A 1234-nucleotide genomic window follows, 5' to 3' on the forward strand; every position below is an offset into this window, starting at 1 on the left:
GCACACCCTTGTATCTCGACTCCTCCTCGAAAGAGGAGATAGTCTCCGACTGATCATCGGGGGAGGGTTTGAAAGCCGGGCACACCCTTAGGCCATAGAGCCTGCTTTGTAGATAGTGCTTCAGCCCTCCACACTCACTCGAAAAGTCCGAACGGTATCTAAGGCCACGCTCATGCGGGAGCCAGTATTCACAAGGTAGGACCGAGTGCAGTGATGATCTATCCAGCGAGATGAGGAGAGATTATGAGCAGCATCGTCGGCATCGACATTGCCAAAAACAGTTTTGATATCGCCACTCTGCAAACCAACGGCAAGCACCGCACCAAGGGCAAGGTACCCAATTCGACTACGGGCTTTGAGACCCTGCGCGGGTGGTTGGAGCAGCACAGCGAGCCACAAGCCTGGATCGTGATGGAGGCCACTGGCATCTATCACGAGGCGTTGGCTGAGTACCTTTATGGGCTGGGTTATCGCATCTGCGTGATGAATCCTGCGCAGATTTCCAGTTATGCCAAGAGCCAGTTGCAGCGGGTTAAGACCGATAAGACCGATGCCAAGCTGATCGCTGACTATGGCTTGCGCCATGCTGATCAGTTGCGGGCCTGGCAACCTGAGCCCAAGGCTACCCGGCAGCTGCGAGCGCTTTTGCGCCGTTTGACGGATCTTCAAGAAATCCATCGGATGGAGGAGAACCGCCTGAGCGTGGCTGATGCCAACGTACAGCCCTCCATTCAATCAATGATGTCGCACACGGCTGCGCAAATCGCAGAAACGGAAAAACTGATCCGCGACCACATCGACAATGATCCCGACTTGCGTGGCAAACGCGATCTTTTGGTGAGCATCGATGGTATCGGCCAGAAAACGGCCGCTCAGCTCCTGGGTGAGTTAGGTGATCCGCTGAGGTTCGAGAGTGCTCGAGCCATGGTCGCATTTGTTGGCTTGAACCCGCGGCTGCAGGAGTCGGGTAACTATCGAGGCCAGGTACGGATATCTCGGACAGGGTCGTCACGCCTGCGCGCGGCCATGTACATGCCTGGGGTGTCATCGCTAAGCAGCAACGCCGCCGTCAAAGCCCTTGCGCAGCGTATGCGTGAAGGCGGTAAGGCTGGAAAGCAGGTCGTGTGCGCGGCGATGCGCAAGCTGCTGCACATCGCCTATGGTGTACTCAAATCGGGACAACCCTTCGATGTGCAAAAGGCGCTTGCCCACTGATGGGCAAGACGGTATCTAC

General features: G+C 56.5%; 1 protein-coding gene. It reads left to right on the plus strand.

Annotation, left to right across the window (positions count from 1 at the left end; all coding sequences use genetic code 11):
* The first annotated feature begins 243 nt into the window (after positions 1 to 243).
* A complete protein-coding gene (locus PKE98_RS26885; RefSeq protein ID WP_271198554.1) occupies positions 244 to 1215 on the plus strand; it encodes an IS110 family transposase in 972 nt (323 codons plus the stop codon).
* Positions 1216 to 1234: the final 19 nt, after the last annotated feature.

This window comes from Pseudomonas turukhanskensis, assembly GCF_027922365.1.
Taxonomy (GTDB): domain Bacteria; phylum Pseudomonadota; class Gammaproteobacteria; order Pseudomonadales; family Pseudomonadaceae; genus Aquipseudomonas; species Aquipseudomonas turukhanskensis.

Excerpts from the sequence above, each read along its gene's own strand:
- PKE98_RS26885 (WP_271198554.1), top strand. The coding sequence starts at position 244 with ATGAGCAGCATCGTCGGCATCGACATTGCCAAAAACAGTTTTGATATC.